This window comes from Streptomyces sp. NPDC001292, assembly GCF_042896465.1.
Taxonomy (GTDB): Bacteria; Actinomycetota; Actinomycetes; order Streptomycetales; family Streptomycetaceae; genus Streptomyces.
The window spans coordinates 68,260-94,085 of record NZ_JBIAXG010000036.1 but is presented as its reverse complement, the minus strand read 5'-3'; the positions used below and the strand labels follow the sequence as shown (position 1 = coordinate 94,085).

Here is a 25,826-nt window from a genome sequence, read left to right as displayed (position 1 = left end):
CAGCGGGTTGGCCGCGGCCCGGTCGTGGAACTCCTCGAACTCCGGGTGACGGAACTCCGCGTTGTCGTCCAGCGACACCTTCCCGTCGAGGGCGATGACGTCGCCGGAGGCGACCTTCGCGAGCGGGTTGACCTCGACCAGGAGGGCGTCCTCCTTGACGAAGACCTCCCACAGGCTGACCAGGACGTCGGCGACCTTGTCGGCGACCTCGGCCGGGAACTTGGCCGCGGCGACGATCTCCTCGGCCTTCGCCCGGTCCACGCCGTCGATGGCGTCGATCGCGATCTTGGCAACGGCCTCGGGGCGGGTGGCCGCGACCTCTTCGATCTCCATGCCGCCCTCGACCGAGGCGATGGAGAGGAAGGTGCGGTTGGCGCGGTCGAGGAGGAAGGAGACGTAGTACTCCTCGAGGATCTCCGGAGCGGTCTCGGCGAGCATGACCTTGTGGACCGTGTGGCCCTTGATGTCCATGCCGAGGATGTCCGTCGCGCGGGCGACGGCCTCGTCCGGGGTGGCGGCCAGCTTGACACCACCGGCCTTGCCGCGCCCACCGACCTTCACCTGGGCCTTGACGACCGACTTGCCGCCCAGCCGCTCGGTGATCTCGCGCGCCGCCTCAGGCGTGTCGATGACTTCACCGGCCAGCACCGGTACACCGTGCTTGGCGAAGAGGTCCCTCGCCTGGTACTCGAACAGGTCCACGCGCTTCCGTCCCTATCAGTGATCTCGCGGTTCGTTGGATGCGTGGGCGTGCCGCGAAGGGCAACGTGACGTCCGCTCTGGGTCACAGGGAAGGCGCACACGGTGTCCGAGCGCGCGGCATGTCCGTCTCGCAGGTTATCCCCGCTTACGGGAGTGCCCTAAATCGAGGGTCACACCTGAGCGGTGATACCTGTCACATGATGCCGCACTCTCTGGCACGGCGTGCCGCTGAAGCGGGGGCCTCACCGGGCTGGGGTCGGCCGGGTGAGGCCCCCTCGTACAGCCCCGAAGGGGCTCAGGGCGGTGATCCCCACCCCAATGGGGACCAGCTGCCCTTTCCGCGGGTCCCGGGCGGCACGGCCGGACGGACCGACGGCTTTCAGCCGTCCGGGTCCACCGGGCCCGCGGAGTCGGGTGGGCTCTCCGTCGCGACGGAGCGGTGGACCTCTGGACAACCGGCTCAGCGACCGGCTTCACAACACGCTCGACAACCGGCTGGACTACCGGCCGCACGACGCGCTCGGCGGCGGGCTCGACAACCGGCGTCATGACGGGCTCGACCACCGGCTCGGTGACGGACGCGACGACCGGCTCGGCAGCTGACTTCACGACGGGCGCGGTAACCGGCTGGGCGACCGGCTCAACCACGGACTCGACGGCCGGCCGCACAATGCGCTCGACGACCGGCTCGGCAATCAGCTGGACGTCCGGCTCAGCGACGGGCTCGCTGATCGGTTCGACGACGGGCTTCGCGATCCGGTCGGTCACGGCCGCGAGTCCGCCTGGCGAGGGAGAGGACGAGGACGCGGGCTCCGGCGCCGAAACGGTCACCGTCTCGGCCCAGGGTGCCGTCGGACCGCCCTCCGCCCCCCACGCCTGCTGACCGCACAGAAACCCGAGGGCGTACAACACCCCCACCAGCAGCCCCAGTTGCAGCACACACCGCCCGGCCGCCGTACGCGTCGCGCGTAGAGCGGCACCGGGCAGGGCTGCTGGCCATGTCAAGAGAGGGCGGTTCCTCCCCTACGGCGACAAGGGTGTTGGGGCGTCGATCCTCGCACGGGGTTCCCGAGGGTGCGCAAGCCCTCTCCCGCCGGTGGGCGGCCGATGTCACGCGGCGTCCGGTATCGGAAGCGGCCGCTTCTCGATCGCCGCCGCCATCACCTCCGGGAACAGATCCGGCGTGCAGGCGAACGCCGGTGCCCCGAGCGCCGCGAGAGCCGCCGCGTGCTCGCGGTCGTAGGCGGGCGCGCCCTCGTCGGAGAGCGCGAGCAGCGCCACGAACTGCACTCCGGACGCCTTCATGGCGGCGACCCGCTTGAGCATCTCGTCGCGTATGCCTCCCTCGTACAGGTCGCTGATCAGCACGACCACCGTCTGTGCGGGCCGGGTGATCCGCGACTGGCAGTACGCCAGCGCCCTGTTGATGTCCGTGCCGCCGCCGAGCTGGGTGCCGAAGAGCACGTCCACCGGGTCGTCGAGCTGGTCGGTGAGGTCGACGACCGCCGTGTCGAAGACGACCAGCCGCGTGCTGATGGACCGCATGGACGCCAGCACCGCCCCGAACACGGAGGCGTACACGACGGACGCCGCCATCGACCCCGACTGGTCGACGCAGAGGACGACCTCCTTCTTCACGGACTGTGACTCCCGGCCGTAGCCGATCAGCCGCTCGGGCACGACCGTCCGGTACTCCGGCAGGTAGTTCTTGAGGTTGGCCGCGATCGTGCGGTTCCAGTCGATGTCGTGGTGGCGCGGCCGGCTGATGCGCGCGCTGCGGTCGAGGGCGCCGGTGAGCGTGGCCCGGGTGCGGGTGGCCAGCCGCTTCTCCAGGTCCTCGACGACCTTGCGCACCACGGCCCGGGCCGTCTCCTTCGTCGTCTCCGGCATCGCCCTGTTGAGCGAGAGAAGGGTGCCGACGAGGTGGACGTCCGCCTCCACCGCCTCCAGCATCTCCGGCTCCAGCAGCAGCGTCGCCAGTCCGAGCCGGTCGATGGCGTCCCGCTGCATGACCTGCACCACGGAGGAGGGGAAGTACGTCCGTATGTCCCCGAGCCACCGCGCCACCGAGGGCGCCGAGCCTCCCAGTCCCGCCGAGCGGTCCCGTCCCGTCCGTCCCGTCTGCGGCTTGTCCCCTCTTCCGTAGAGGGCGGCGAGCGCCGCGTCCATCGCCGCGTCCCGTCCCGACAGCGCGCATCCGGTGCCGTCGGCCGGGCCGCCGCCCAGCACGAGCCGCCAGCGCCGTAGCCGCTCCACGACCGGGTCCGTCACGTCGTGCCCCTCTCCCACGGTCATCCCGCCACCCCCGCAAGCTCGTCGTCCGGCTTCTCCCCGCCGGGAACGTGGCCGTCCGGCCCCAACAGCAGCCGCAGCACGGGCAGTACGGCGTCCGCGCGTTCCTGGTCGAGTTCCTCGGCGAACCCGGGCACACCGCCCGTCAAGCCCCCGGCCCCGCCACCGCCCTGCCCCGGACCGCGCCGGACCAGCTCGCCGAGTGTTCTGCGCACCCCCGGCTCGTACGCCGAGAACGTGCGCCGCAGCAGCGGCAGTACGTCCGTGAACGCCTGCGCCGGCACGCCGGTCAGCCAGGCGTCGACCAGCCCGAGCAGCCGCTCGTCGTGCACGAGCAGCATCCCGCCTCCACCGCCGACGAACCCCTCGATCCACGCGGCCGCGTCGGCCGGCGGGGTGCCCGGCGACAGCGCGAGGCCCATGAGCCGCGCCGCCTGCTCCTGCTCGACCTCCCCGTCGTCCAGCAGCAGCCGCACCGCGCGTCCCCGCAGCACCCCAGGGATCGTGTCCCGTCCGGAAAGGGTCCGGAGCACGGCGTGCCAGCGGGCGCGCAGGTCTCCGTGTCCGGCCTTGGGAGTGTCGCCGAGCAGGGCGACCGCGCCGTGCACCGCGTCCACATGGCGCCGCATCTCCTCGGCCGCGTCCGCGTCCAGTGCGACGCAGGCCGGAGGCAGGCCGACGAAGATCCGCTCGGCCAGACCGGCCGCCACCCCGGCCAGCGCCTCGGTGTCCGTGCGGCGCACGTCCCCGTAGCGCAGGGAGCGGACCAGGGCCGGCAGCGCCTGGGCGAGGTGCCCGACGTCCGCGTCGAGCGCAGCCCGGTCGGCGAGCACGCGCATGACCACGGGCAGCGCGTCGGGCAGTTCGGCGAGCAGGCAGTGCTCCGCGAGCGCGGTGACCTGGTCGAGGGCCTGCGCGGCCACGGCGTCCGCCTCCGCCCTCGCGGTCGCGGCGGCCGGTACGGTCGTCCCCCACACCCCGGCCTCGGCGACGCGCACCGACAACTCGGGCTCCCAGCGCAGCCGCCAGGTCTCCCGGAACGTACCGGTGCTGCCCCGCGAGGCGGCGGGCGCGCCCCAGTCCACGCCCAGCAGCCGCAGCCGGTGGAGCAGCCTGCTGCGCCCGGCATCGGTCTCCTTGCGCAGGTCGAGCTCCAGCTCCCGCTCCAGCGCCTCCGGTTTGAGCCGCAACCGCCGTTGCAGCCGGGCCAGGTCGCGCTGCAACGGCACCGCGGGCGCCGCCTCCGGCACCGCGCCCAGCACGTCCCCGACCACCATCCGGTCGTGCACCAGCGCGAGCGGCACGTCGGAGCCGTCGCACATCACCGCGCGCACCGCGTCCGTCGTCTCGCTCAGGCCCGGCAGCGGGCGGCCGCGCATCGCGGCGAGCGTCCCCGCCAGTCGCACCGCCTCGATGACGTGCGCGGAGGAGACGATCCGGTCCTCCTCCCGCAGCAGTCCCGCCACCTTGGTCAGCCACCGCTCGACGGGCCGGTCCGGCACAGCGAACAGGTGGGCGTACCAGCCGGGCGAGTCGATGCCCGCGCCATAGCCCGAGGCCCGGGACAGCCGGCGGTGGGTCCACGGCACCCAGGTCATGTCCGCCTTGACCTTGGGCAGTCCCTTCAGCAGGGCCCGGTCGGCGGCGACGGTCGCCTTCCGCCGCAGGGCAGGCACGTGCCAGGCCCCGCACACCACGGCGACGCCGTCCCCGAACTCACGCTGTGCGGCACGCATTTGGAGGCGCATGTACGCCTCGCGCACAAGATCCCGGTGGTCCTCCGCGCTGCCGTACGCCTCCCGCAGCGCGCCCATGGCCTCCTCCAGCACCAGGAACGGGGCGAACGCGTCACCCTCGCCCGCGCCCCTGTGCTCGACCACGTCCTCCCACCAGCGCTCGGGGTCGTCGTATCCGGCGGCCTCGGCGAGCGCGGCGAGCGGGTCGACGCGCACCTCGGCCCCGGCCGGGGACGCCTCCGTCGGGGGTTCCGCGGTCCCCTCCACCGCGGAGCCCTCCGCGTCGGCGCCGCCGTCCGCGGGCGTGGCGTCGTCCCTTCCCCACGCGAGCGTGTGCGTGGCCGGCAGGTCGATGAAGCGGGCCGGGACGTCATGTTCCAGGGCCCAGCCGATGGCGACCCACTCGGGCGAGAAGCCGGCCAGCGGCCAGAACGCCGAGCGGCCGGGCTCGTCCACGGCGTGCGCGAGGAGCGCGACGGGCGGTCGCATGTCCAGGTCGGCGGCGAGCGGGATCAGCGCGTCAGCCTCCGGCGGACCCTCGATCAGCACCACCCGCGGTCGCGCCGCCTCCAGCGCGGCCCGCACCGCGCGGGCGGATCCGGGCCCGTGGTGCCGGACCCCGAGCAGCAGCGGCCCCGCGCCGGACCGCCGACTCCCGGCTCCCTCAACTCCCTTCACGCCGTCCCCCTCCTCGTCCCCGCCCAGCGGTCCAGCTGGGCTCGTCGTCGGCGCGGGCCCGCGCGGTGGCGGCCGGCAGGCGTCCACCGTCGGTCGGCCGTCCGGTGCCGCTCACGCGCTCACCTCCCGGCAGGCCCGGTAGAAGTCCTTCCAGCCGTCGCGCTCGCGGACGACGGTCTCCAGGTACTCCTGCCAGACGACCCGGTCGGCCGCCGGGTCGCGGACGACGGCGCCGAGGATGCCGGCGGCCACGTCACCGGCCCGCAGCACGCCGTCGCCGAAGTGGGCCGCCAGCGCGAGGCCGCCGGTGACCACCGAGATCGCCTCGGCGGTGGACAGGGTGCCGCTGGGCGACTTCAGCTTCGTACGGCCGTCGGAGGTGACGCCGTCGCGCAGTTCACGGAAGACGGTCACGACACGGCGGATCTCGTCGGCCCCGTCCGGGACGCCCGGCAGGTCGAGGGAGCGGCCGATCTGGTCGACGCGGCGCGCGACGATGTCGACCTCGGCCTCGGGGCTCTCCGGCAGCGGCAGCACCACCGTGTTGAACCTGCGGCGCAGGGCGCTGGACAGGTCGTTGACCCCGCGGTCGCGGTCGTTGGCGGTGGCGATCAGGTTGAAGCCGCGAACCGCCTGCACCTCCTCGCCCAGTTCCGGTATCGGCAGGGTCTTCTCGGACAGGATCGTGATCAGCGTGTCCTGCACGTCGGCCGGAATGCGGGTCAGCTCCTCGACCCGCGCGGTCATGCCCTGCGCCATGGCCCGCATGACAGGGCTCGGCACGAGGGCGTCGCGGCTCGGGCCGTGCGCCAGCAGCTGCGCGTAGTTCCAGCCGTAGCGGATCGCCTCCTCCGGGGTGCCGGCCGTGCCCTGCACCAGCAGCGTCGAGTCGCCGCTGACCGCGGCGGCCAGGTGCTCGGACACCCATGTCTTCGCCGTGCCCGGCACGCCGAGCAGGAGCAGGGCGCGGTCGGTGGCGAGGGTGGTGACCGCGACCTCTACGATGCGGCGGGGGCCCACGTACTTCGGTGTGATCACCGTGCCGTCCGGGAGCGTGCCGCCGAGGAGGTAGGTCGCGACGGCCCACGGCGACAGCTTCCAGCGGGCCGGGCGCGGACGGTCGTCGTGTGCGGCCAGCGCCGCCAGTTCGGCCGCGAAGGCCTGCTCGGCGTGCGGGCGCAGCGCCTGCGCTTCCGCCGTGTTCGCGGGCGCGGAGTGGTTCTGGCTCGGTTCGACGGGTGTCGCTTCGACGGACACAGACATGGCTGAGGCCCCCTCCAGCTCGGCCGGTTCGGATCTGCCACCAACCGTGCACCACGGCACTGACAATGCGTTCTGACCTGCGCGAACACGCTCGGTCGGTCGATTGTCAGTGGCAGGATCTACCTTCGATGGCATGACTCAGCAGGGGGTGCGCTGGAGCGCGGACCAGGTGCTGGCACTGGCGCCTGACGCCGCGTCGCGCAAAGCGGGAAGCAAACTCGGCGCGGCCGGGCCGTGGTCCGAGGCGGGGTTTTCCGACGAGGGGGCGGTGTGGGGACTGTGCAAGGGCAGTGGCAGCAGGCCGTATCACACGGTCGTCGACGTCGCGGGGGGCGCCGGGCCGGCGTACAAGTGCAGTTGCCCGAGCCGCAAGTTCCCGTGCAAGCACGCGCTCGGCCTGCTGCTGTTGTGGTCGGGCGACGACGGTGCGGTGCCGTCCGGGCAGGCGCCCGGCTGGGCCGAGCAGTGGCTGGCGGCCCGCAGGGAGCGGACGGCGCGGAAGCGGTCGGAGGAGGCCGCGGGCTCGGCCTCCGGTGCCGCTGATCCGCAGGCGGCGCTGCGCAGGGCGGAGCACCGGGCCGAGCGGATCACCGCGGGGGTGACGGAGCTGGAGCAGCGCCTGGCCGACCTGCTGCGCGGCGGTCTGGCCGCGGCCGAACAGGCGGGGTACGGGCTGTGGGAGGAGACGGCGGCCCGCATGGTCGACGCGCAGGCTCCCGGGCTGGCGGGACGGGTGCGGGAGTTGGGGGCCGTGCCGTCGTCGGGGGCGGGCTGGCCGGTGCGGCTGCTGGAGGAGTGCGCGCTGCTGCACCTGCTGGGCCGGGGCTGGCTGGGCCGTGAGCGGCTGCCGGCAGGAGTGTCGGCGACGGTCCGTTCCCGTGTGGGCCTGCCCGTCTCCGCGGACGGGCCGCCGGTGCGGGACCGCTGGCTCGTCCTCGCCCAGTACGACACCGCGGACGCGAAGCTGACCACGCGCAGGATCTGGCTGCACGGCGCCGACTCCGGCCGTACGGCTCTGCTGCTCTCCTACGGCGCGGCGGGTCGCGCCCCGGAGCTCGCGCTGCCGGTGGGCCTGGTCCTGGATGCGGAAGTGTCCTCCTATCCGGGCGCGGGACAGCTGCGCGCGGCCCTGGGCGAGCGGTTCGCGCCCCCGGCGCCCATCCGGATCCGCCCGCCCGGTGTGACGACGGCGCAGGCGGTCGCCCGCTACGGCGCGGCACTGCGGGAGGACCCCTGGCTGGAGTCGGTTCCGGTGACGCTGCGGGAGGTCGTACCCGTCCCGGACGGCGACTCCTGGCAGCTGGCCGACGCCGCCTCCGACTCCGCGCTGCCGGTCACCAGCGCGGCCCGTACGCGTCCCGGCCTGTGGCGGCTGGTCGCCCTGTCGGGGGGTGCGCCGGTCACGGTCTTCGGCGAGTGCGGCCACCGGGGGTTCACCCCGTTGACCGCCTGGCCGCGGAACGAGGGAGAAATGGTGACTCTGTGCTGATATTGAATCAACCATCAGTGACATCGCCCCTGGCAGCGGGCTTGGAATGTCCGGCAAAGGAGTGACGTCACCGCGATACGCGGGCCTCCGTCGGCACAGCGGGAACCTCTCACCCAAAAGGCGCAAAATGTAAGAGACTATCCCATCTGAATATGTTTCCTCCTCCGCACCACGAATTTGTTCCACCCCCCGGGAAACCCGACCCTTCAACCACTCCCGGGCAGCCGGCTACGGAAAGGAAGCTCATGATCAGGACCTCCACCCCGCCGGAGGCGCCCGCCACGGGCGCCTGGGAGGAGTTGGTCACCACCGCCCTGCTCGGCACGAACCGGCGTACGCCCCCGGCCGACGCGCCTGGACGGACCGCGCCGGTGGCGCTCCTCGACGCGGCGGCCGTGCAGACCGTCCGGCGGCGCGCGGGACTGCGCCCCGCGCCTGCGGCCCGGCGCCCGGAGCCCGCACCGGAGGATCCGCGTCCGCCGCTGCCCGCGGCCGCGGCCCGCAGGCTCTCCATGCTGCTGGCCGACCGGCCCGGTACGGGGGGCGGCCGCAGGGGCACGGCACCGGACCTGATGGAACTTTTGCCCCAGTGGCTCGCGGCGGCGAACGCCCACGGGTACGCCCCGCCCCCGGAGGCGCTGCCCGCTCTGCTGGACGCCGCGCGGGGCCGTACGGACCTGCGTCCGGCCGCACTGGCCTTCGGCGGCCCGCGCGCACTATGGCTGGCGGGGCTGAACCCGGACTGGCGGTTCGCCCTGCGCGCGGCCCCGGGCACCGGCGCCACGCCGACCGGCTCCGAGGACACCGACCGCGTCCGGAAGCTCTGGGAGGAGGGCCTGTTCGCGGAGCGGGTCGCGCTGCTGGCATCCATACGCGCGCGCACGCCCGCGGCCGCGCGCGAACTGCTCGCCGGCTCCTGGACCACCGAGCGGGCCGAGGACCGGCTGATGTTCCTCGACTCCCTGCGAACGGGTCTCGGCCCGGGCGACGAGGCGTTCCTGGAGCAGGCCCTGTCCGACCGCAGCCGCAATGTACGGGCCACAGCCGCGGAGTTGCTCTCGGCGCTGCCCGAATCGGCGCTCGCCGCGCGGATGGCGGCCCGGGCCGGCTCCTGCGTGGCCGTCGACCACACGCGCGGGACACCGACGCTCGTCGTCGAGGCGCCGCACGAGTGCGACTCGGCCATGGAGCGCGACGGGATCATCCCCAAGGCTCCGGCCACGCGGGGCGAACGATCATGGTGGCTGGGCCAGTTGGTGGAGGCGGCACCCCTCGGGACCTGGCCCGGACGGCTGGGCGGGCGCACGCCGCGGGAGATCGTGGCCCTGCCGGTCGCGGACGGATGGCAGGGCGAACTGCATGCCGCCTGGTGCCGGGCGGCGGTGCGGCAGCGGGACGCACAGTGGGCGCGGGCGCTGCTCGGGCCGCCCGCGGCCCCCGACGCCGGCGGCCCCGGCGCGGTGTCCCTGGCCGAGCGCGCCAAGCTGCTCGGCACCCTGGACTCCGTCGAGCGGGCCGACTGGGTGGCCGGATTCATCGCGGCACACGGGCTGCCCGAGGCGTTTCAACTGCTCGGAGTGTGCGCGGTGCCGTGGGCGGCACCGCTCGGGCGGGCGGTGGTCGACGCGCTCAACATCGCGCGGGACGCAGGGAGTTACCCATGGAGTTTCAGTGGAGTAATGGGACTTGCCGAGCGGTGCCTGGATCCCGCGGAGGCGAGCCGTCTGGACGGACTGCTGGCGGTTCCGGACGAGGCGGCGGACGCGTCGCCGGGAGCCGGAGGGTACTGGGCGGAGGCTTTCCAGCGGCTGGTGACGACCTTGCGGCTGCGCTCCGCCATGGCCGAGGAGTTGGACCCGGCGCGGACCGGCTGAGTCCCGCCCCGGGTGAAGGCGGGTCTCGCTGGGGGCCGCGCCCCCAGGAAGGGCCGCTCGCATCCGGCCGGCGCCGGGAGATCCTGCGGGAACCGCCGGCGCCCCTACGCCTCGGCGGGCTGGCGGACGTTCGCCCTGACCCAGTCGACGATCGACTGGGTGGTCGCGCCGGGGGTGAAGATCTCCGCGACGCCCTTCTCCTTGAGGAGCGGGATGTCCGCCTCCGGGATGATGCCGCCGCCGAAGACGACGATGTCCTCCGCGTCGCGCTCCCTGAGCAGTTCGATCACCGCGGCGAACAGCGTGTTGTGCGCGCCCGAGAGGATGGACAGGCCGATCGCGTCGGCGTCCTCCTGGATCGCCGTGTCCACGATCTGCTCCGGGGTCTGATGGAGCCCGGTGTAGATGACCTCCATACCGGCGTCGCGCAGGGCCCGCGCGATCACCTTGGCGCCCCGATCGTGGCCGTCGAGCCCCGGCTTGGCCACCACCACGCGGATCGGACCGGCTGCCACACCCATCACTGCCTCCATGAAGCGACTACATCCATCCGTACCGACAAGTACCGCACATGTGGCACGGACACCCCGCACCACACCGTCCGGGGAAGTGAACGAACGTTATCGCCAGCATCCCGCAACCGGCAGTTTCACGGTGCAGAGGGAGGGGGAAATCACATGGTGGAACACTCCCCCGAGTTCTCCGGGCAGGGGGGACCCGCAGGCCGCGAGCCGTTCCCCGTCCTCGCGGCCCAAGCGCCGCACTCCTCCGCCGCGGCGCGCGGACCACTGCGGGAGCACGCACGACGGGAGCCGCAACGAGGTCGTCGTACCACCGCGCCACAGGCCGCGCGCCGCGGTGGTGTGCCGTATCGGCGAGGGCACGGAGGGCACCCGGGGCCGGTGGGGCTCGGCAGTGCGAAGCCTGCCCGGCCGACCGCCCTCGCCGCGACTGCCCACGAGGGCACACGGGGGACAGGGCCGTCCTCCCGCGTGCCGACAGGAGGTCGGCCATGAAGGTCACCAGGGTCGCGGAACCCATCCTCCCGCTCTGCCGGTGCCTGCTGCCGTGCAGACTGGCGGGGCTCTCACTGGCTCTGCTGAAGGCGACCGCTCTGGAACTCGCGATCCTCGCGGGACATCTCCTGCTCTATCCCTCGGGCATCGTCCAGGAGCGCCGCGGCGCCTCCGGCGCGCTCCCGGAGCCCGACGGCACCGCCCAGCTGCCGACCGAGGCCAAGCCACCGGTCGTGCTGCTGCACGGGTTCATAGACAACCGCTCGGTGTTCGTCCTGCTGCGCCGCAGCCTCGCCCAGCACGGCAGGCAGCGGGTGGAGTCCCTGAACTACTCACCGCTGACCTGCGACATCCGCACCGCGGCCGAACTGCTCGGCCGGCACATAGAGGAGATCTGCGAGCGCACCGGCAGCAGGCAGATCGACGTCGTCGGGCACAGCCTCGGCGGACTGATCGCCCGCTACTACGTGCAGCGGCTCGGCGGCGACCTGCGGGTCCGCACCCTCGTCACCCTCGGCACCCCGCACTCCGGCACCCGGGTCGCGCCGCTGGCCAACGCCCATCCGATCGTGCGGCAGATGCGCCCCGGTTCCGAACTGATCGAGGAGCTGTCGCGCCCCGCGCCGGGCTGCAGTACGCACTTCGTCAGCTTCTGGAGCGACCTCGACCACCTGATGGACCCGCTGGAGTCGGCCTGCATCGAGCACCCCGACCTGAAGGTGGAGAACATCCAGGTGAGCGGAATCGGACATCTCGCCCTGCCGCTGCACCCCGCCGTGGCCACCGGGATACGGCAGGTCCTCGACACGGCGCGGCCCGGAGACCCGACCGCCGAACGCGTCGGCGGAGTGACCGTCGCCTGACGATCGGCCCCTGGTCATCGAACGCAGCTCGAACACAAAGTTAAAGCCGTCTCCACAGACCGGCGAAACACGGCTGAATGCCCGTTTCCCGCCTCGGGGAAACCTGCGGAAGATTGTCGCGCCCTCGTACCGCCGGGTACAGTCGCCGCACTGCTCTGCCAGCCCCTGTTGTCGAGGCGAAAGAGAAGTTGGTGAACGACCGTCACCCGTCGGGGAGCGTGGCCGCCCCGGCTCCGGCCTCCGATGCCGCCTCGACGCCCTACGCGTCGTACGACGGACAGGAAGCCGCATACGGCGACTTCACCACCTACAGCGACTACGGCGCCACCGGTTTCCACACCGGAACGTACGCCACCGCGAGCTACACCGCCGACCCGCTCTACGACGGCCTCACGGCCGGCGGAACGCACACCACGGGTTCGTACGACACCGCCGGCTGGTCCACGAACGGCCACCAGAGCCTGAACTACGACCCGTACGCGACCCAGCACCACACCTCCTACGACACCGGCGCGTACGACACCACCGCCTGGGCCACGGGCTACCAGCAGCAACTGGCCTCCGTCCCACCGCAGTCCACGCCGGTCGACACCAGCGGCCAGTGGGACGCGTACACCTGGCTCCAGCCGGACCAGACGGCCACCGCCGACGCCACGCAGCAGTGGGACTGGGGCACGCAGGCCTTCGACACCGGCGCGTACGACGCCACGCAGTGGAACGGTGACGGCACCACCACGGTCGCCGAGAACTTCGACGCGCCCGAACCGCAACAGCCGCAGGGCGAGTCGGCTGGATCGGTGGAAGAGGAACCGGCCGCCACCGTCGAGCCGGACGCGGCCCCGCCGTTGCTCGACGACGAGGAAGAGGTGACCCCCGCCCCGGCTCCCGCCCCGCGAGCGGCCTCCCGCGCCGCGGGCCGCTCCCGGCGCCGCCCCCCGGCCAAGCGCTCCGCACTGCTCACGGTGGCCGTGCCCTCGGTCTGCGTGATGGGGGTCGCCGGGATCGCCGCCGCCTCGGTGGGCGGTCTGACCGAGGACGGCAAGGACAGCGCGACGGCCACGCCCGACGCGCGCCCCGTCAAGGCGTCCACCGCCAACAACAAGCTGGACACCCAGCTGCAGAGCCTGTCCGCGGGGGCGAACGACTTCGCCGACCGGGCCAGCCGGTACCAGGAGCGCATCGACCTCAAGGCACAGCAGGAGGCCGAGAAGAAGAAGGCGGCGGAGGAGGCGGCCCGCAAAGAGCGGCTGCGCCCCAAGTTCGCCGTCCCGGTCTTCCCGAGGGGTCTCAGCGCCTACTTCGGCCAGGCCGGCGTGAACTGGATGTCGGTGCACACCGGCATCGACTTCCCCGTGTCGTACGGGACGACGGTGCTGGCCGCGACCGACGGCACGGTCCGCACGCAGTGGAACAGCGCCTACGGCAACATGATGATCGTGACCGCGATGGACGGCACGGAGACGTGGTACTGCCACCTCTCCAGCTACCAGATCCCCTCCGGTACGACGGTGAAGGCCGGAGAGCCGATCGCCTACTCCGGGAACTCCGGCAACTCCACCGGCCCGCACCTGCACTTCGAGGTCAGGCCCGCGGGCGGGACCCCCATCGACCCGCTGTCGTGGCTGCGCAGCCACGGCCTCGACCCGACGTAGCCCCCGCTACAGCTTCTCCACCGGCGCGTACCGCAGCAGCAGCCGCTTGGGCTTGCCGTCGCCGAAGTCGATCGTCGCCTGGGCCTTGTCGCCGGTGCCCGCGACGGCGACCACCGTGCCCAGCCCGAACTGGTCGTGCGTGACCCTGTCTCCGACGGCGAGGGCCGCCACCGGCTTCTCCGTGGAGCGGCGGGTGGCGAAGCCCGAGGCGCCGGACGCCGACGAGCGGGAGCGGGACGAGGACAGGGAGGCCGCCACCGAGGAGGCCGGACCGGAGGGCGCGAAGGCCGAGCCGCCCGTCCGCTTCCAGTCCACGTGCGCCGGCGGGATCTCCTCCAGGAACCGGGAGGGCGGGTTGTACGACGGCTGGCCCCAGGCGCTGCGCATCGCCGAGCGGGTCAGGTACAGCCGCTCCCGCGCGCGTGTGATGCCGACGTAGGCCAGGCGCCGCTCCTCCTCCAGCTCCTTGGTCTGGCCGAGGGCCCGCATGTGCGGGAAGACGCCGTCCTCCATGCCGGTCAGGAAGACCACCGGGAACTCCAGGCCCTTGGCGGTGTGCAGGGTCATCAGCGTGATGACGCCGTCGCCGTCCTCCTCGTCCGGGATCTGGTCGGAGTCGGCGACCAGGGCGACCTGCTCCAGGAAGTCGGAGAGCGCGACCGGCTCCCCCTCCCCACGCTCCTGCTCGAACTCCAGGGCGACGGCGGCGAGTTCCTGGAGGTTCTCGATACGGGTCTCGTCCTGCGGGTCGGTCGAGGCCTGCAACTCGGCCAGGTAGCCGGTACGTTCCAGGACGGCCTCCAGGATCGTGGCCGGTCCGGCACCCGACTCGACGATCGTGCGGAGGTCCTCCATCAGCGTGTTGAACCGCTTGACCGCGTTGGTGGAGCGCGCGGCCATGCCGTACGCCTCGTCGACGCGGCGCAGCGCCTGCGGGAAGCTGATCCTCTCCCGCTGGGCGAGGGCGTCGATCATCGCCTCGGCGCGCTCGCCGATGCCCCGCTTGGGCACGTTGAGGATGCGGCGCAGCGGGACGGAGTCCTCGGGGTTGGCCAGGACCCGCAGGTAGGCCAGGACGTCCCGCACCTCCTTGCGCTCGTAGAAGCGGACGCCGCCGACGACCTTGTAGGGCAGGCCGACGCGGATGAAGACCTCTTCGAAGACACGGGACTGGGCGTTGGTGCGGTAGAAGACGGCGACGTCGCCGGCCTTGGCCTCGCCCGCGTCCGTGAGCCGGTCTATCTCGTCGGCTACGAACTGCGCCTCGTCGTGCTCGGTGTCCGCGACGTAGCCGGTGATGCGGGCGCCCGCGCCGGCGTTGGTCCACAGGTTCTTGGGACGGCGGGACTCGTTGCGCTCGATGACCGCGTTGGCGGCGGAGAGGATCGTCTGCGTGGAGCGGTAGTTCTGCTCCAGCAGGATCGTCGTCGCGTCCGGGTAGTCCTCCTCGAACTGGAGGATGTTGCGGATGGTCGCGCCGCGGAAGGCGTAGATCGACTGGTCGGCGTCACCGACCACGCACAGCTCGGCCGGTCGCAGGTCGTCCTCGGCGGGCGGTACGTCCTCGGGGTGCTCGGTGGTGCCGACCAGTTCCCGCACCAGGGCGTACTGCGCGTGGTTGGTGTCCTGGTACTCGTCGACCAGGACGTGCCGGAAGCGGCGGCGGTAGTGCTCGGCGACGTCGGGGAAGGCGCGCAGCAGGTTGACCGTCGTCATGATCAGGTCGTCGAAGTCGAGGGCGTTGGCCTCGCGCAGCCGCGACTGGTAGAGGGCGTAGGCCTGGGCGAGGGTCTTCTCGAAGCCGTCGGTGGCCTGGGCGGTGAAGTCCTCCTCGTCGATCAGCTCGTTCTTGAGATTGCTGATCTTGGCGCTGAACGACTTGGGCGGGTAGCGCTTGGGGTCGAGGTCCAGGTCGCGGCAGACCAGGGCCATCAGGCGCTTGGAGTCGGCGGCGTCGTAGATCGAGAAGGAGGACGTGAAGCCGAGCTTCTTGCTCTCCCGGCGCAGGATGCGCACGCACGCGCTGTGGAAGGTCATCACCCACATCGCGTTCGCGCGCGGTCCGACGAGCTGCTCGACGCGCTCCTTCATCTCGCCGGCGGCCTTGTTGGTGAAGGTGATCGCCAGGATCTGGCCGGGGTGGACGCCCCGCTCGGCCAGCAGGTACGCGATCCGGTGCGTGAGCACGCGGGTCTTGCCCGAGCCGGCGCCGGCCACGATGAGCAGCGGGGAACCGGAGTGCACGACGGCGGCGCGCTGGTTGTCGTTCAGCCCCTCCAGGAGCGCGGCCGGGTCGACGACCGGTCGGTGGGCGCCGTCGCGGTAGTAGGCGTCCCGGTCCGGGGGCACGTCGAACTTCCCGCCGAACAGATCGTCCGGAACCGGCTCCGGAGCGTGATCGTCCTCGGGTGGCGGCGGGGGCTCTTCCTCATGCCCGTGGGGGGCCTGGAGATCCGCCAGGAAGCTGTCGTCAAAGAGGCTGCTCATCGCTCTACGAGTCTAGGGCTCCCCACCGACAACCCGTGGCCGCCCCGGGAACATGGCCGGTTCGACGAGGTCAACGCCGAGGTCACGAAAACGTATCGGACACACCTCGCCTCAACCTTCACATGAGCCACACAAGTTGGTTAGCGTGCCGCCTGACCACCTGATCGTCACCCGGGGACGTCGCCGGACGACACGGTCCCCACGCAATCCACCCGACCCCGACGGCGCATCACGCCCGGCTGATCTGCTGTCAGCGCCACGGGCGACCCGGAGCCGCATCGACGCGGCGGTGACCTGCGCATTCCGGGCAGTTGATCGGCTACACCACCTGGCGGTCACCTGGCGGGACGGCCATCGGCGGCAGGCGTCACACTGCCCCGCGCCGCCCGCGACCAGGACCAGGCCGGTACGGCGGTGCCGCTCTCCGATGCCCGGCGCGGCGACCTCGTCTTCTTCGCCTTCTTCGGCGACGCGGACCACGTCGGTCTCTACGCCGGTGACGGCGTGATGATCCACGCGCCGAGGCCCGGCGGCTGCGTCCGCGAGGAGTCCGTGCACCACGACGGCGCATCGGCGGTGCACCGCGTGGTGTGGCCGGCCTGAGGGCGGCGCGTCCCGTCCGGTCGGCTTTCGGGGGCCGGTTTTCGTACGCGCCCGCGCGCGTGCCCCGCGCATGGGCGCGCGAAGCTCCTTAGCATCGGGCCATGCCCGGCACCTCATCCTTCCGCGCCTGGTTGGCGCAGCGCCCGCCGGCGGCCGGGGCCGCCGTGATGGCCACCGGCATCGTGTCGGTCGCCCTGCATCTGACGGGCTACGAGCTGCTGTCCCGCGTGATCCTCGCGGTGGCCTGCTTCGCCTGGCTGACGCTGGCGGCGGACTTCGCCCTACGGCTGCTGGGCGACCGGTCGCGGTGGATCAAGGAGGCGGGGACGCCGGGCGCCCTCACCGCCGTCGCGGCGACGACCGTGCTCGGGACCCGTTTCTCGGCGCTGGGGTGGCAGACTCTCGCGGAGGCGCTGCTCGCGCTGGCCTTCGTGCTGTGGCCGGGGCTGCTGGTGCCGGTGGTCCGCAACTGCCGTCGGCCCATGCCCGGGGCGGTGTTCCTGAGCTGCGTGGCGACCGAGGGCCTGGCCGTGCTCGCCGCCACCCTGGCCAGGGCACAGGGGGTGGCCTGGCCGGCGTACGCCGCGCTGGTGCTGTTCTGGATCGGACTCGTGCTGTACGTCTTCGCACTGTGCTGCTTCGACCTGCGGCAAGTGCTCGAGGGGCACGGGGACCACTGGATCGCGGGCGGGGCCCTGGCGATCTCGGCACTCGCCGGCGCGCGGCTGTTCGCCGTCGGCGGCGGAGGCATGTACCTGTGGAACGACGACGACAGCAGTGTGCTGCGTACGGTGACCCTGGCGCTCCTCGTGCTCGACCTGTGCTGGTACGCCGTCCTGGTCGTCGCCGAACTGGTACGGCCCCGGCTGCGCTACGACGTGCGCCGCTGGTCGACCGTGTTCCCGCTGGGCATGACGGCGGCGGCGAGCGTGTCCGTCGCGGCCGTCGCGGACGTCCCGTCGCGGGGGCTCGGGGAGGTGCTGCTGTGGGTCGCGGTGGCGGCGTGGCTGGCCGTCGCCGCGGGCGCGGTCCTGGACGCCCGCGCGGAACTCAGGGCGCTGCGCTGACCGTCACGTCCACAGCACGGCGATGAAGATGTTCGCCGTGGTCAGCAGGCCCACCAGGCCGAACAGGCTCTTGTCCGCCTTCTCGTCGTCCCGCTTGACGTAGACCAGGCCCAGGATCACGATCAGCAGCGCCAGCTTCACGCCGATCTTGATGTTGTCGACGTGGTGGCCCTGGGCCTGGTTGAGGCCGACCAGGACCGCGCCGGTGACCAGCATGGTCAACGCGCCGTGCAGCATCGCCGGCACGAACCGGGCCGTGCCCCGACCCATCGCCTTCATCTGGGTGAGGAAGCCGCCGAGCAGCGCGGCGATACCGACGATGTGCAGGCCGACGAAGAGATGGATGAGTACGTCCATGAGTCCGGAGCCTAACCAGCGGCCAATCCGCTTCCGCCACCGGCCCGTCCCAGAGGCTGCCCGCCGACACGCGCACGCCGACCCAGGGCGCGGGCAGCACACAGGACGCAGGACGCCGGACCAGGTGGACGCAAACGGACGCGTGTCGGTCGTCGCATATATGCGACCCATAGCACCTCGCCCTGCCCAGATGCCTCGAAAATCCCCGCATCGGTCATCACAGCGCGTGAAGGCAGCCTCCCCGGAACGGAATCGCGGTCACATGCGGTCACCCGGCGATCCCCTGGCGCCACTTCCGTACATGCCCTCACCGGGCGCTCACCGAGCGGCTTAGCTCCTCCCCCAGGTGACCGGCTTCACCGCCGCCCGTGCCTGGGGCGGCAGCCGGACACCACTCCACCGCCGAGAAGTCCGGCGGCGGGCTGCTCCCCTGTGCGGGCCACCGCCGGACCAGGACCCGTCTCCGCGACCGGCAGAAGGGACGTGACGCTCCACGTGGCAGCGCACCGCAAGCTCCGACAGCGCTCGCGCGGCGGGAGCACCGTCCGTACGGCCGCCACGATCGCCCTCGCGGGCGCCGCGACGGCGACCGGCTTAGACGGCACCGGGCACGCCGCGCCGCGGCCGGCGCCGGAGCAGATCAAGGCCACGGTGGACAGGCTCTACCAGGAGGCGGAGACCGCCACCGAGAAGTACGACGGTGCCAAGGAGAAGGCGGACACGGCCGAGAAACGGCTGAAGGCACTGGGCGACGAGGCCGCCCGCAGGCAGGAGAAGCTGAACTCCGCCCGCGACGCGCTGGGCTCGATCGCCGCGGCGCAGTACCGGGACGGCGGGATCGACCCCGTGGTACGGCTGATGCTGTCCGACGACCCCCGGCGGTACCTGGACGGGGCCGAGTTCGCCGAGCGGGCGGGCGGCCGGCAGACGGCCGCCGTGTCCGACGTGCGCCGGCAACTCCGGGAGATCGGCCGGCTGCGTGGGGTCGCACGCATCGAGCTGGCCTCGTTCCGATCACGGCAGGCGGAACTGCGCCGGCAGAAGAAGACGGTCACCGCCAAACTCGACGAGGCCCGGAGGCTGCTGGCCGGACTGTCCCCGCAGCAGCGCGCGGCGATCGGCACGGGCGGGGACACCGGGCACGCGACCCGCCACGGCACCGGCGCCCGGGACCCACTCGGTGACCCGGCCTCGGTCACCGCACCCGGTTCCCGGGCTGCGGCGGCCGTCGCCTACGCCTACCGGAAGCTCGGCAGCCCCTATGTGTGGGGTGCGACCGGGCCCAACGCCTTCGACTGCTCGGGCCTGATCCAGGCTGCCTACCGCTCCGCCGGGGTCTCGCTGCCCCGCACCAGCTACGCCCAGATCAACGCGGGCCGCCGTGTTCCACGCTCCGCACTGCGCCCCGGCGACCTGGTGTTCTTCTACTCCGGCATCAGCCACGTCGGCCTCTACGTCGGCAACGGCCAGATGATCCACGCCCCGAACCCCTCGGCCCCGGTTCGCCTGGCCCCGATCGATCAGATGCCCTTCGCGGGGGCGACACGGGTGGCGTGAGGGGCAACCGGGCCGGGATGCGCACTCGCGGTCGGCGCCGTCCGCGCGGTGACGTGCCGTCGCTGAAAGCTGATCGCGGAGACGTGCCCACCGGGAGGTCACACCAGCCGGCGTGCCGTCGCCCAGCGGGTCAGCTCGTGCCGATTGGAGAGCTGGAGCTTCCTCAGCACCGCCGAGACGTGGGACTCCACCGTCTTGACGGAGATGAAGAGCTGCTTGGCGATCTCCTTGTACGCGTAGCCACGGGCGATGAGGCGCAGCACCTCACGCTCGCGCTGGGTGAGACGGTCGAGGTCCTCGTCGACCGGCGGGGCGTCCGTGGAGGCGAAGGCGTCGAGGACGAAGCCGGCCAGGCGCGGGGAGAAGACGGCGTCGCCCTCCTGGACCCGGAAGATCGAGTCGACGAGGTCGGTGCCCGTGATCGTCTTCGTCACATAGCCGCGCGCTCCGCCGCGGATCACACCGATCACGTCCTCCGCCGCGTCCGACACGGACAGCGCGAGGAAGCGGACGGGCCGCTCGGTGTCCGCGGTCAGCGCGGCGCAGCGCCGCAGCACCTCCACTCCGCCGCCGCCGGGCAGGTGGACGTCGAGCAGGACCACCTCGGGCCGGGTCGCGGTGATGACCGTGACCGCCTGGTCGACGTCCGCGGCCTCGCCGACGACCTCCACGCCCGTCTGCTCGGTCCGGCCGATCTCGGCCTGGACCCCGGTGCGGAACATGCGGTGGTCGTCGACGAGGACCACGCGCACGTGCCGCCCGCCCGCCGCCGTCGTCTCCGCTCCCGCCGTACCGTTCGCCTCGGTCGGGTCGCTCATCACGTGTTCTCCGCCCTCTCCATCTCCAGCTCGACCTCCGTGCCGCCGTCCGGCACGGCCCGCAGCCGGGCCGTCCCCCCGTTGCGCTCCATACGGCCGATGATCGATTCTCTGACGCCCATCCGGTCGGCGGGTATCGCGTCGAGGTCGAAGCCGGGCCCGCGGTCCCGGACGGACACGAAGACCGTCCTGCCCTCGACCTCGGCGTAGACCTGGACGGCGCCGCCCTCGCCACCGTACTTGGCGGCGTTCACCATGGCTTCCCGCGCGGCCTGCATCTGGGCGCCGATCCGGTCGTCGAGCGGGCAGTCGCCGACCACGACCACCTCTATGGGGACGCCGTGCTTGTCCTCGACCTCGGCGGCGTTGTGCTTGACCGCCTCGGCGAGGGTGGCCGGTTCGTCGGCCTCGTCCTTGCCGTTGCCCTCCGGCTTGTAGAGCCAGGCGCGCAGGTCGCGCTCCTGGGCACGGGCGAGGCGGCGCACCTCGCCCGCGTTCTCCGCGTTGCGCTGTATCAGGGTCAGGGTGTGCAGCACCGAGTCGTGGACGTGGGCGGCGACCTCGGCCCGCTCCTGGGCACGGATGCGCATCAGACGCTCCTCGGAGAGGTCCTGGGTCATGCGCACGAGGTAGGGGCCGGCGAGCAGGGTTATGCCGACCAGGACGGCGAGGGCCGCCTGGAGGACCGAGCCGAGGTGGGCGGCGGACCCCTGCATCACGAAGATGGCGGAGACGCCGGCCGTGACCAGCAGGACGCCCGCGCCGGCGCGCAGCAGGGTGAGCGTACGGCGGCGGCGGCCGACCTCGACCCAGCGGGCCCGGCGGGCGTTGTCCGCCTGGCGCCAGACCAGGGCGACGCCCGCGGCGACGAGGACGGCCGGCAGGAGATAGGCCTTCGCGCCGTTGCCCGGATTGACGCTGCCGACGAAGACCATCGCCACGACGACCATGAGGAGCAGGGCGACGATCTGGCCCTTGTCCGGCTTGCGGGCGACGATTCTGCGGCGGCCGTCCGGCGAGGTCTCGGTGGTGACGAGGGACGGCGGCTTCTGGTCGCCGACGCCGCCGACGCCGAGGGGCACGAAGAACCAGAAGGCCGCGTACACCAGCGCGCCGAGCCCGTCGGCCATGAACAGGCCGACGAAGACCAGCCGCACCCAGATCACGGGCAGCCCGAGGTGCCCGGCGAGGCCCCGCGCCACTCCGCCGAGCCAGCGTCCGTCGCTGCTGCGGTAGAGCTTGCGCGGCGGCCGCGGGTCGTCGAGGGGCACTGCTGCGGCTTCCGGCATGCCACTGATGGTCACACGCCCGGCGGTGCGGGGACATCAGGGTCCGCCCCCTAGACTCCCCTGATCTTCGAACCCGCTCTTCCAAAAGGCCCCGGGGCGCGGCCAGGTGGGCCGGTCGAACGCATCCCCGGCCACGGCTCAGGGGCGAATCAGGGTTCGCCCAGGGTCGTCCCGGCTCCCGCCACGACCGCACGCCCGTCACCATGGACGCATGACGAATCACCAGCACGCCGCGAGGGGTCCGGAGCCCGGCTCCGGCCCGGGCCCGTCCCCGGGCACCGGGCCGGAGGACGCCGTGCCCGGCGCGGATGCGGGTGAGCAGCCGCGGGCACCCGGGCAGCCGGGCGCGCCGCACGCGGACGAACGGCCGGACTCGGCCGACGGAATGGGAGGGGAGAGCGTGGCGGGCACGACGGGGGCGGCCGAACACCGGGACCCGGCCGCGGGCCCGGAGACCGGGACGGCGGGAGCCGGCACCGCTGCCGGAGCGCGCGCCGAGGCCGCTACCGGATCGGGCGGCACCGACGGTGTGCCGAGGTTCCGGCGGGACCGGACGCACAGGATGATCGGCGGCGTCTGCGCCGGTCTGGGGCGGCAGTGCGACATGGATCCGGTGATCTTCCGGATCACGCTGGCCGTGCTGGCCGCGACCGGCGGCATAGGCCTCATCTTCTACGGCTTCGCCTGGCTCTTCGTGCCGTACGACGACGAGGACGAGAACGAGGTGCGCAAGCTCCTCACCGGCCGGGTGGACGGACCGGCGCTCGCGGCCGTGCTGTTCGCGCTGGTCGGCTGCGGGGTCTTCCTGTCCATGCTGGGCAACGGCAGCGTGCTGTCCTTCGGCGTCGTCCTGTCCCTGCTCCTCGCGGGCGCCGGGTACTGGTCGCGGCACCGCGGCGCCCCCAGTCCCGACCCGCTCGCCGTCCAGGCCGCCGCCGACGCCCCGCCGGAGGCCCAGGCTCCGCCGGTGCCCGCGATCTACCCCTCCTGGTGGCGCGACCCGATCGTCAAGGACGGCAGCCACGTCGGCGGCACGGGCTATCTGTGGGGTCCCAAGGACTCGCGGGGCCGGGACGTCACCGCGGCCGTCAACATCGGCCTCGGCGCACACGGCGGCGAGTACACACGTCCCGTGCGCACCGAGCCGCCCTGCCCGCGCGGCCCGCGCGGGATCGGCGGCTGGGTCTTCCTGCTGGCCCTGCTCGCCGGCGCCCTCGGCACCCGCCTGACCTGGGACGCCGGCGCCCTGGGCACCAGCCTCCAGGCCGGTCTGGCCTGCGCGCTCGCGGTCTTCGGCCTGGGCATAGCGGTGAGCGCGTTCCTGGGCCGGACGGGCTTCGGTTCGATACTGCTGGCACTGATCACCGCGGCCCTGCTCGCCGCTTCGACGGCGCTTCCGAAGGACATCACCACGCAGTGGGGGCAGCGCACCTGGCAGCCCGCGGCGACGGCGGGCGTCCGGTCCGAGTACCACCTCGGCACCGGGGAGGGCACCTTGGACCTGACCCGGATACGCCTCGGCAAGGGAGCGACGGTGACGACGAAGGCGCAGGTGGGCGTGGGCCGGTTGCGAGTGATCGTGCCGGCGGGCGTGACCGTGCGGGCGAACATCGAGGTGGGGATCGGCGACATCCGGCTGCCGGGCGACGCCTCACAGGACGTGGACGTGGCGCCGGGCCGGCGCCGGCAGGTCACGCTGCCCGCGACCGCGGGCGGCAAGGACGCCGGGACCCTGGACATCAAGCTCCAGGTCGGCATGGGACAGGCGGAGGTGAGCCGTGCTGCGCCATGAGTTCCAGCCGGGGAAGCTGGTGTCCGGTGTCTTCCTCGCCGGCGCGGGCGTGGTCTACGCGGGAGACGCGGCCGACGCCTGGCACGCCCCATGGTTCCTGGTGGTCCCGATGGTCGTCGGCGGCCTGTGCCTGGGAGGCGCGGCGTCGGTGGTGAACAAGGCCGTGCGCAGGCGCGGGGAGGCCCGCGCGGCCCTCGGCGGGGCGGGAACGGGAGGAACGGCCTGAGCTATCGGTACTCCCCCGCCCGTCGCCGTCGCCGTACCCGCAGCGCGGTGTCGACGGAGAGCACCGAGGCGCCGGCGAGGACGAGGGGCAGCCAGGCCATCAGATAGGCGAGGTCGTTGCCGTAGTAGTAGGGGGTGGTGGCCCAGCTGACGGTGAGCCACAGGCTGAGGGAGATCAGCGCGCCGCCAAGTGCGGCCAGGCGGCCCAGCAGACCGATGAGGGTGCCGAGGCCGACGGCCAGTTCGCCGAAGGCGATGCCGTAGCCGAAGCCGACCGGGTTCTTCAGGGCCAGGTCGACCAGGGCCGGGATGGCGGAGGAGTCGCGGACCGCGCGCATCGTCTCGCCGATCGACCCGGGACCGGTGTTCTGCATGAAGCCGCTGGAGGTGAGTTTGTCGAGGCCGGCGTAGATGAAGGTGACGCCCAGGAAGAGGCGCAGGGGCAGGAGGGCGTAGCGGGCTGCTGTGTCCCGCCAGGTCCGGCCCAGGTCGGCATTCATGGTGGTCTGGGTGTCCGTACGAACGTGCGTCATCACTGCAAGCCGCCTCTCACCGCCGTCGTATGTGCCCCTCGATTGACCATACGTATGCGGTACGGGGCCCGCTCAACCCCGCGGGGAAGTTTTTGCGGCTTCCGCGTGACTTCGGCTCATGCGTCCGGAGGCATCGGGATGCTGACGGTCCTCAGAAGCCACCCGCACCCGATCCGCCGGACGTGTCGTCCGCCGTCATTCCGTCATTCCGTCACGTCGATCGTGTACCGGTTCGTCTCCACGCCCGCCGCCGTCACCACCTGCACCTCGACCCGGCCCGGCTCCACGTCCGCCGGGACGGGCACGGTCAGTGCCGTGTCCGTGGGATTGCTGAAGCCGCCCGTGACCGGGACCAGGGGCACGTGCACGTTGACCGCGCCGATGCGGACCCTCATGCGGGCCAACCGGTCGGCTCCCTGCGCACCCGGCGGGACGAACCCGGCGCCCCGGATCTCGATGTCGTCGCCGGTCCGGATCGGCGCGTCCAGGTCCCCGGCCTCCCGAGCCCGGACCACCGACAGGACGACCGGCCGACCGCCGTCCGCGTACTTGCCCGCCAGGTAGGTCGCCGCCGACACCAGCACCACCACCGCCAGCCCCCACGGCAGATCGGGCAGTTGGTCGGGGCGGCGGGCCAGCCGCACCGCCGCGAAGACCAGCGCGACGGTGCTGATCACCACGTACTGGATGTCGGTGAAGGTGCCCCTTCCCGCGTCGTCGGTCAGCAGGTCGGCCGCCCGCGGCCGGTCCGCGCGCACCTTCTGCAGCCGCTGCCCCAGCACCCGCAGTCCGACCACCCGCCGCACGAGGACCGCGATCCCGCACACCACGGCGAGCACGGTGACCACACCGGCGCCTCGGGCCAGGTCCAGCCCGGAGATCACCGCGTCGCGTTCGGTGTGGTCCGAGGCCGCGGCGAGCCGGCCCGCCAGCACCAGCACCGCGTACGCCACGAACAGCACCCACCCGGCGGCCACCGCGCGCGAGGTGGACAGCCGGTTGTCCTCGCCGATGACCGGAGCGAGTGCCCCGCCGCGCCCCCGGTGCAGCCAGGAGGCGGCCGTCAGCGCCCCGGCCACCAGGACGGCCGCCAGCAGTCCCGCCGTCCGGGCGGTGCTCCAGCCCGCGCCGACCGCCGTCAGCGCCTGCACCAGAAGCAGCAGTACGACCCCCGCCCACACCGTGTACGCCGTCCAGCGCCACAGCCGTGCCAGCCAGGCCTCACCCTCGGCCCGCCCCCGCTCGGCGACGAGTTGCGCGGACTGCGTCAGCTCCTCCGAGATCCACTGCCGGGAGGCCGACGCCGAGTGCGCCACGGCCGTCGGCAGCCCCTGGCCCGCGGCGAACTCGTCCCGCTTGAGAAGGAACGCGGCAACGGCCTGCCGGTGTCCCGCACGCGCCCCGTGCGGGCAGTCCCCGCAGGTGCAGCCGCCCCCGTGGGCACCCACGCCGCCTCTCGCCTCCTGCACCGCCACGCCCGACGCCCGCCTTCCCCGGATCCCGCGGCCCAGCCGCGGGGACAACACCCCTACG

At 72.8% G+C, this 25,826-nt stretch carries 20 protein-coding genes and 1 pseudogene; 10 read left to right on the top strand and 11 right to left on the bottom strand.

The genetic code is table 11. The features are described from left to right. Nucleotides 1-702 (bottom strand): ATP-grasp domain-containing protein (locus ACFY4A_RS30975; protein WP_390832636.1); only part of this gene is annotated, 702 nt, incomplete at its 3' end. A gap of 414 nt (nucleotides 703-1,116) precedes the next feature. On the opposite strand from ACFY4A_RS30975, the gene ACFY4A_RS30970 reads away from it, so the two are divergent. Then, nucleotides 1,117-1,305, top strand: coding sequence for a hypothetical protein (locus ACFY4A_RS30970; RefSeq protein WP_390832635.1), 189 nt, complete (start codon nucleotides 1,117-1,119; stop codon nucleotides 1,303-1,305). A gap of 507 nt (nucleotides 1,306-1,812) precedes the next feature. On the opposite strand, the gene ACFY4A_RS30965 is transcribed toward ACFY4A_RS30970, so the two are convergent. The 3 genes from ACFY4A_RS30965 to ACFY4A_RS30955 form a co-directional block, all read right to left on the bottom strand. After that, complete coding sequence (locus ACFY4A_RS30965) at nucleotides 1,813-2,997, bottom strand: VWA domain-containing protein (protein ID WP_390832634.1); 1,185 nt, start codon at nucleotides 2,995-2,997, stop codon at nucleotides 1,813-1,815. Further along, entirely contained in the window at nucleotides 2,994-5,408 is a 2,415-nt protein-coding gene (locus ACFY4A_RS30960; protein ID WP_390832633.1) for a DUF5682 family protein, read from the bottom strand. The genes ACFY4A_RS30965 and ACFY4A_RS30960 overlap by 4 nt, the downstream gene beginning before the upstream one ends. Nucleotides 5,409-5,519: 111 nt before the next feature. After that, the gene (locus ACFY4A_RS30955; RefSeq protein ID WP_390832632.1) at nucleotides 5,520-6,671 is read right to left on the bottom strand and encodes an AAA family ATPase; all 1,152 of its coding nucleotides are present in this window, start codon (nucleotides 6,669-6,671) and stop codon (nucleotides 5,520-5,522) included. A 133-nt stretch (nucleotides 6,672-6,804) separates the two neighbouring features. Between ACFY4A_RS30955 and ACFY4A_RS30950 the strand changes: the two genes are divergently transcribed. Both ACFY4A_RS30950 and ACFY4A_RS30945 read left to right on the top strand, forming a co-directional pair. Beyond that, nucleotides 6,805-8,160, top strand: coding sequence for an SWIM zinc finger domain-containing protein (locus ACFY4A_RS30950; protein WP_390832631.1), 1,356 nt, complete (start codon nucleotides 6,805-6,807; stop codon nucleotides 8,158-8,160). Nucleotides 8,161-8,405: 245 nt separating this feature from the next. Then, complete coding sequence (locus ACFY4A_RS30945; RefSeq protein ID WP_390832630.1) at nucleotides 8,406-10,034, top strand: DUF5691 domain-containing protein; 1,629 nt, start codon at nucleotides 8,406-8,408, stop codon at nucleotides 10,032-10,034. A 104-nt stretch (nucleotides 10,035-10,138) separates the two neighbouring features. On the opposite strand, the gene ACFY4A_RS30940 is transcribed toward ACFY4A_RS30945, so the two are convergent. Further along, a complete protein-coding gene (locus ACFY4A_RS30940) occupies nucleotides 10,139-10,555 on the bottom strand; it encodes a cobalamin B12-binding domain-containing protein (RefSeq protein WP_390832629.1) in 417 nt (138 codons plus the stop codon). Between the two features lie 491 nt (nucleotides 10,556-11,046). Here ACFY4A_RS30940 and ACFY4A_RS30935 point away from each other — a divergent pair, with 491 nt between their 5' ends. Together ACFY4A_RS30935 and ACFY4A_RS30930 are read left to right on the top strand one after the other, a co-directional pair. Then, entirely contained in the window at nucleotides 11,047-11,913 is an 867-nt protein-coding gene (locus tag ACFY4A_RS30935; RefSeq protein ID WP_390832627.1) for an esterase/lipase family protein, read from the top strand. A gap of 191 nt (nucleotides 11,914-12,104) precedes the next feature. After that, nucleotides 12,105-13,565 carry a M23 family metallopeptidase gene (locus ACFY4A_RS30930; RefSeq protein ID WP_390832626.1) on the top strand — a complete coding sequence of 487 codons (1,461 nt, stop codon included), beginning with the start codon at nucleotides 12,105-12,107 and terminating at the stop codon, nucleotides 13,563-13,565. Nucleotides 13,566-13,571: 6 nt separating this feature from the next. Here the strand turns inward: ACFY4A_RS30930 and pcrA are convergent, their stop codons facing one another. Continuing rightward, complete coding sequence (pcrA, locus tag ACFY4A_RS30925; RefSeq protein WP_390832625.1) at nucleotides 13,572-16,052, bottom strand: DNA helicase PcrA; 2,481 nt, start codon at nucleotides 16,050-16,052, stop codon at nucleotides 13,572-13,574. Between the two features lie 357 nt (nucleotides 16,053-16,409). Here pcrA and ACFY4A_RS30920 point away from each other — a divergent pair. Beyond that, nucleotides 16,410-16,655 (top strand): annotated as a pseudogene (locus ACFY4A_RS30920) (C40 family peptidase); the annotation flags it as partial. 101 nt (nucleotides 16,656-16,756) lie between these two features. Then, on the top strand, nucleotides 16,757-17,722 hold the full coding sequence (locus ACFY4A_RS30915; protein WP_390832624.1) for a tellurite resistance/C4-dicarboxylate transporter family protein: 966 nt from the start codon (nucleotides 16,757-16,759) through the stop codon (nucleotides 17,720-17,722). A 3-nt stretch (nucleotides 17,723-17,725) separates the two neighbouring features. Here the strand turns inward: ACFY4A_RS30915 and ACFY4A_RS30910 are convergent, their stop codons facing one another. Then, nucleotides 17,726-18,079 carry a hypothetical protein gene (locus ACFY4A_RS30910; RefSeq protein WP_390832623.1) on the bottom strand — a complete coding sequence of 118 codons (354 nt, stop codon included), beginning with the start codon at nucleotides 18,077-18,079 and terminating at the stop codon, nucleotides 17,726-17,728. Between the two features lie 483 nt (nucleotides 18,080-18,562). Here ACFY4A_RS30910 and ACFY4A_RS30905 point away from each other — a divergent pair, with 483 nt between their 5' ends. Next, on the top strand, nucleotides 18,563-19,636 hold the full coding sequence (locus tag ACFY4A_RS30905; RefSeq protein WP_390832622.1) for an NlpC/P60 family protein: 1,074 nt from the start codon (nucleotides 18,563-18,565) through the stop codon (nucleotides 19,634-19,636). Nucleotides 19,637-19,734: 98 nt separating this feature from the next. On the opposite strand, the gene ACFY4A_RS30900 is transcribed toward ACFY4A_RS30905, so the two are convergent. Together ACFY4A_RS30900 and ACFY4A_RS30895 are read right to left on the bottom strand one after the other, a co-directional pair. Further along, nucleotides 19,735-20,454, bottom strand: a complete 720-nt coding sequence (locus ACFY4A_RS30900; RefSeq protein WP_390832621.1) for a LuxR C-terminal-related transcriptional regulator — start codon at nucleotides 20,452-20,454, stop codon at nucleotides 19,735-19,737. Next, entirely contained in the window at nucleotides 20,454-21,743 is a 1,290-nt protein-coding gene (locus ACFY4A_RS30895) for a PspC domain-containing protein (protein ID WP_390832620.1), read from the bottom strand. The genes ACFY4A_RS30900 and ACFY4A_RS30895 overlap by 1 nt, the downstream gene beginning before the upstream one ends. Before the next feature lie 211 nt (nucleotides 21,744-21,954). On the opposite strand from ACFY4A_RS30895, the gene ACFY4A_RS30890 reads away from it, so the two are divergent. Together ACFY4A_RS30890 and ACFY4A_RS30885 are read left to right on the top strand one after the other, a co-directional pair. Then, complete coding sequence (locus tag ACFY4A_RS30890; protein WP_390832619.1) at nucleotides 21,955-23,535, top strand: PspC domain-containing protein; 1,581 nt, start codon at nucleotides 21,955-21,957, stop codon at nucleotides 23,533-23,535. Beyond that, entirely contained in the window at nucleotides 23,522-23,761 is a 240-nt protein-coding gene (locus ACFY4A_RS30885; protein WP_390832618.1) for a hypothetical protein, read from the top strand. Before ACFY4A_RS30890 ends, ACFY4A_RS30885 begins: the two co-directional genes overlap by 14 nt. A gap of 1 nt (nucleotide 23,762) precedes the next feature. Here ACFY4A_RS30885 and ACFY4A_RS30880 read toward each other — a convergent pair whose 3' ends face one another. Then, complete coding sequence (locus tag ACFY4A_RS30880) at nucleotides 23,763-24,293, bottom strand: TQO small subunit DoxD (protein WP_390832617.1); 531 nt, start codon at nucleotides 24,291-24,293, stop codon at nucleotides 23,763-23,765. 203 nt (nucleotides 24,294-24,496) lie between these two features. After that, entirely contained in the window at nucleotides 24,497-25,768 is a 1,272-nt protein-coding gene (locus tag ACFY4A_RS30875; protein ID WP_390832616.1) for a hypothetical protein, read from the bottom strand. Between the last annotated feature and the right edge of the window lie 58 nt (nucleotides 25,769-25,826).

Coding starts and splice junctions, on each gene's coding strand:
- ACFY4A_RS30965 (WP_390832634.1), bottom strand. CDS start 2,997: ATGACCGTGGGAGAGGGGCACGACGTGACGGACCCGGTCGTGGAGCGG.
- ACFY4A_RS30955 (WP_390832632.1), bottom strand. CDS start 6,671: ATGTCTGTGTCCGTCGAAGCGACACCCGTCGAACCGAGCCAGAACCAC.
- ACFY4A_RS30950 (WP_390832631.1), top strand. CDS start 6,805: ATGACTCAGCAGGGGGTGCGCTGGAGCGCGGACCAGGTGCTGGCACTG.
- ACFY4A_RS30945 (WP_390832630.1), top strand. CDS start 8,406: ATGATCAGGACCTCCACCCCGCCGGAGGCGCCCGCCACGGGCGCCTGG.
- ACFY4A_RS30940 (WP_390832629.1), bottom strand. CDS start 10,555: ATGGGTGTGGCAGCCGGTCCGATCCGCGTGGTGGTGGCCAAGCCGGGG.
- ACFY4A_RS30935 (WP_390832627.1), top strand. CDS start 11,047: ATGAAGGTCACCAGGGTCGCGGAACCCATCCTCCCGCTCTGCCGGTGC.
- pcrA (WP_390832625.1), bottom strand. CDS start 16,052: ATGAGCAGCCTCTTTGACGACAGCTTCCTGGCGGATCTCCAGGCCCCC.
- ACFY4A_RS30915 (WP_390832624.1), top strand. CDS start 16,757: ATGCCCGGCACCTCATCCTTCCGCGCCTGGTTGGCGCAGCGCCCGCCG.
- ACFY4A_RS30910 (WP_390832623.1), bottom strand. CDS start 18,079: ATGGACGTACTCATCCATCTCTTCGTCGGCCTGCACATCGTCGGTATC.
- ACFY4A_RS30900 (WP_390832621.1), bottom strand. CDS start 20,454: ATGAGCGACCCGACCGAGGCGAACGGTACGGCGGGAGCGGAGACGACG.
- ACFY4A_RS30895 (WP_390832620.1), bottom strand. CDS start 21,743: ATGCCGGAAGCCGCAGCAGTGCCCCTCGACGACCCGCGGCCGCCGCGC.
- ACFY4A_RS30890 (WP_390832619.1), top strand. CDS start 21,955: ATGACGAATCACCAGCACGCCGCGAGGGGTCCGGAGCCCGGCTCCGGC.
- ACFY4A_RS30880 (WP_390832617.1), bottom strand. CDS start 24,293: ATGACGCACGTTCGTACGGACACCCAGACCACCATGAATGCCGACCTG.